The organism is Pseudoxanthomonas sp. LjRoot204_2, assembly GCF_056175765.1.
In genome coordinates this window covers 1-4,385 of record NZ_JBGFFG010000285.1, presented here as the reverse complement: position 1 = coordinate 4,385, position 4,385 = coordinate 1, and the positions used below count along the sequence as shown (strand labels likewise).

Genomic DNA, 4,385 nt, shown 5'->3' with positions numbered 1-4,385 from the left:
GCGCCACGTAGTCGCGACCGATCGCTTCGCCCATGGCCGACTCGGCGAACGACACGCCCCGCTTCCAGCGCTCGCGCTGCTGCGGTTGTCCCGACAGGAACTTGTCGCGGAACTCGTACTGCGCCACCGAGAAGTCCTTCGACAGCAGCGGCGCCGCGTTGTCGGTCGCGTGGAACGCCTGCCAGGCCTGCAGCGTGGCGACATCGGTCCCGGCGAAGATCGCGGCGATCTTCGGGATCGCGCTGTCCTGGCGGATCACCGCGCGGCCCGCGCCTTCGACGCCTGCCGCCCGGAAGAAGTCCGTCCAGGGGAAGCCGGGCGAGGTCGACGCGAACTCCGCCAGCGGACGCGGGTTGTAGGTCTTGTCGCGGTTGCGGCTCTCGGCGCGCGTCCAGTGCGCGTCGGCGATGCGCGTCTCCAGCGCCAGGATCGCCGTCGCGTTCTCCTGCGGCTTCTCCCAGCCGGCCAACTGCAGCATCTGCGCCATGTACGCCACGTAGCGCTCGCGCTGCGGCTTGAAGGTGTCGCGCAGGTACATTTCGCGATCGCCCAGGCCAAGGCCACCCTGGCTCAGGTAGAGCGCATACCGGTCCGGATTCTTCTGGTCGTCGCTGACGCTGAGGTTGAAGAAGCTGTCGTAGAAGCCGCCGCGTGTACCCATCAGGCGGGCCAGCGCGTTCCTGTCCCTGGCTGCGCGGATGTCGGCCAGGACCGGCTGCAGGGGCTTCGCCCCGAGCGCTTCGACCGTCGTCTCGTCCAGGAAGCCCCGGTACAGCGCCGCAATCTTGGCGGGGTCGCCCCCCGTCGCGGGATCGCCCAGCGCATAGCCTTCCACCAGCACCCGCAGGCGTGCTTCGGACAGGTCGCGCAGGATGGCGAACCCCCCGTAGCTGGAGCGGTCGGCGGGAATCTGCGTCGTGTCGGCCCAGGTGCCGGAGACATAACGGAAGAAGTCGGTGCCGGGCTTCGCCTGCCGGTCCATGCCCGCGGTGTCGATACCCCAGGTACCGAAGCGTTGGGCCGCAATGGTCGGAACGGTCGTACCCGCGGTATCGGGCTCGGCGAACAGCGACTGCAGCATGCAGCCCTCATCCAGGCAACTGCGGTCTTCGTGGGCCGCGAGCGGGGCGGCGGTGGCGAGGGCCAGCAGGGTGGCGGCGGACAGCAGGGTCTTCTTCAACGGGATCCTCCGGGACAGGGCGTGCGCGCATCACGCGCGGGCGGGCCCCTCAGGGTACCCGCCAGCCGCCTGCGCCGACCCCTGCCGAAGGTGATGCCAGGGACGTCGATGCGGTGCCCCCGCCCCCTGACGCCCGGCGATCGCCGGGCGTCGTGGAGGCCGCAGGACCACGGGGGCGGGTCAGCGCGATGCGTCGGCGTTCGCGTTACCGGCACAGCGTCGTCCGCAACGACGTGCCTCCTCGCTCGCCATCGTGCCGTCGTCCCGTACGAAGCCGCCGCTCGACGGCTGGCCATACGACAGGCGCAGGCCGATGCTGCTCCCCTGCGTGCCGCTGCTCGCCTGTTCGTGACCGAACAGCAACGACAGCAACCAGCCGCGGCGCAGTTTCATGTCCACGCCCGCCGCCAACGACAGGGCGTCGTCGTTGTAGCTCTGCAGGTCCAGTCGATAGTCGGTCGGATGCGGCCAGACCACGTAGTTCATCGTGGCATCGCCCCTGTCCTCGATCGCCTGGCGGTATTCGAGGCTCCAGAACGGCCGGTAGCGGCCATTCGCGCCGCCTGCCTGGTAACTGCCCTCCAGGCCCAGTGCCAGCGCCCGGTTCTCGACCACCTGCCGGCGGTACGCCAGATCATAGATATCCAGTCCGTGTTCGCGATACGCGTCCAGCGTGGTGCGACTCGCATCGAGACGACCGTAGCCGGTGAGGGTCATACGATCGCTGCGGTGCTCATAGCCCAGTGCCAGCGAACCGAACCACTGTTCGCCATCGCGCACCGCCGTCGCCGTGGCGTCGGCGTCCTCGCTCCAGCGACGCAGGTCGAAGTCCAGCCGTCCAGTGGCGAGCATCGCATCCACGAAGACGTGTTCGCCGCTGCGCCACAGGCCATACAGCGCAAGCGAACGCTGGTCCGCCTTGAGCCGCGAGGCGTCGCCGCCCAGGTCGCTGTCGTTGCGCGCCAGGCTGCCGGCCACGCCCACCAGCAGATGCTCGCCGAACGCGCGGTCCGCACCCACCGTGATGCCGTCGGTCTGGACGTCGTAGCCACCCGCCCCGCCGCGCTTGCCGAACGTCGCGGTGCCCGAGGCCCAGCCGCCCCACCCCTGCGGCAGCGCCGGCCAGGCTTGGCCGGTCGCCTGGCCTACCGGCACTGAAAGCCCCTGGCGATCCTCGTCGCCGGCATACGCGAGCGTCACGCTGTTGCTGGAGCCGTTCGCACCGCTGCGCACCTGGCGCAGGCGGTCGCGGATGTTGGACTGCTGTACGTTGGCGAAGCGCACGCTGGCATCCACCTGCGCCTGCAACAGGCCCACCACGACCGCATCGCGCGTGGGATCGGGGCGCACGTCCACCTGCAGGCGCATCTCCACGCTGGCAGCGGCGTAGTTGCCGGCCGCGGCCTGCGTGGCGGTGATGACCGTTTCCCCTTCCGCATGCAGCGTCACCGTACGCCCGCTGATGCTGGCCACGGCGGGATCGCTGCTGGCGAACGTAAACGCGCCGCTGCTGGGGCTCTGCGGGTTGGCCAGGTCGAATGCCGGCTCCCCATATACCTTCCGCAGCGTTTCCGGCCACACCAGCGTCGGCACCGCCGCAGCGATGTCGACATCCAGCCGCACTTGCGGTGCGGCCTGGTGGTTGGCATCGCCCGCCTGGTCCGCGGTCAGGCTGCAACGGCCGACCGCGCGCATGGTGACGGTCGAACCGCTGACTGCGCAGACCTGGGGCGTGATGCTGGCGAAGACCACCGCGTTGCCCGATGCACCGCCCGCGGCGGCCACGGAGAAGGTGCCGTCCGGAGTGAACACCGGGGTCGCCGGAGTGGCAGCGAAGCCGGAGATCGCCTGCGCCGCCTGCGCGACGACCAGCTCATACGGCTGTGCAGCGGTGAAGCCATTGGCATCGCGGACTTCGACGGTGAACGCGAAGCGGCCGGCCTGCGTCGGCGTACCCGCCAACACGCCGGCGGCGCTCAGCGTCACCCCTTGCGGCAGTTGGCCCGCCGTCACCGCATAGGCGTAGGGCGCAGTGCCGCCACTGACCGACAGTGTCTGGTCGAACGCACTCGCATGCGTCCCCTGCGGCAGTGCCGACAGCGAGAAGAGGATCTGCGGCGCCGCCACCTGCAGCGTGTACTGGCGCTGCGCGGTGAACGGACCGGTGCCGGTACTGCTGTCGGTCGCGCGCACGGTCACCGTGAAGCTGCCTGCCACGGTCGGCGTACCGACGAGGCGTCCGTCCGATCCCAGGCTCACGCCGTCCGGCAACGCGCCTCCCACCACGTCGAACACATAGGGCGATGCGCCGCCGCTGGCGATGAAAGCGTGCGCGTATGCCGCGCCGCCGATGCCATTGGGCGGACTCGTCGCGTCCAGCACCACGCTGGGCGGGGCCACCGTAATGCTGACCAGCGCCGGCGCCGTGGTCTGGTACGCGTCGGTCGCGGTGTACGTGAAGCTGTCAGGGCCGGCATACCCCGGCGTCGGCTGGTAGGTGATCGTGGTGCCGTTCACCGTCGCGGTGCCGTGCGACGGCGCGGTATCCACGGCCACCGAGTCGGGCGTGCCGGTGATCGGCAGTGTCACCGGCGCGGCGGGCGCGTTGTAGGGCAGCGACACGCTCGCCGGACCCACGGTCAGCGCCGGCATCGGCGTGACCGCGTTCGAGGCGGCCGATGCCGCGCCCATGCCCACGCTGTTGGTCGCGCGTACGGTGAAGGTATAGCTGGTGCCCGGCGTGAGACCGGTGAAGCGGACCGGACTGCCCGTGCCCGTCGCCGTCGCACCTCCCGGACTCGCGGTCACGGTGTAGCCGGTGATCGGGGCGCCGCCACTGCTCACCGGCGCGGTGAACGCGACATCGACCTCGCCCGGGGCGGCCATCGCTGCCGTCCCGATGGTCGGAGCACCCGGCAACACGGCGTTGACGGTGAACGAGCGGGTGACCTGCGTCGCCGCGAGGTAGCTGCCGTCGCCCGCCTGGTCGGCGTTGATGGTGCAGGTGCCGGACGTGACGAACGTCAGCGCGCCGCCGGTGGTGATCGTGCAGACCCCGGTGGTCGACGAGGTGAACGTCGGCGTCAGGCCGGAATCAGACGTCGCCGTCAGCGTCGGCGTGGTACCGAAGTTCTGCGCGCCGGGGTTGTTGAAGGTGATCGTCTGCGTCGCCGCCGGTGTGATCGCATTCGACGACGAGGACGCC

The 4,385-nt window shown here is 70.3% G+C and carries 2 protein-coding genes; both read right to left on the bottom strand.

The genetic code is table 11. The features are described from left to right. Positions 1-1,180 (bottom strand): M13 family metallopeptidase (locus AC04L7_RS13070; RefSeq protein ID WP_475513159.1); only part of this gene is annotated, 1,180 nt, incomplete at its 3' end. A gap of 180 nt (positions 1,181-1,360) precedes the next feature. After that, positions 1,361-4,385, bottom strand: a 3,025-nt coding sequence (locus AC04L7_RS13065; protein ID WP_475513158.1) for an autotransporter domain-containing protein, incomplete at its 5' end; no start/stop codon positions are given.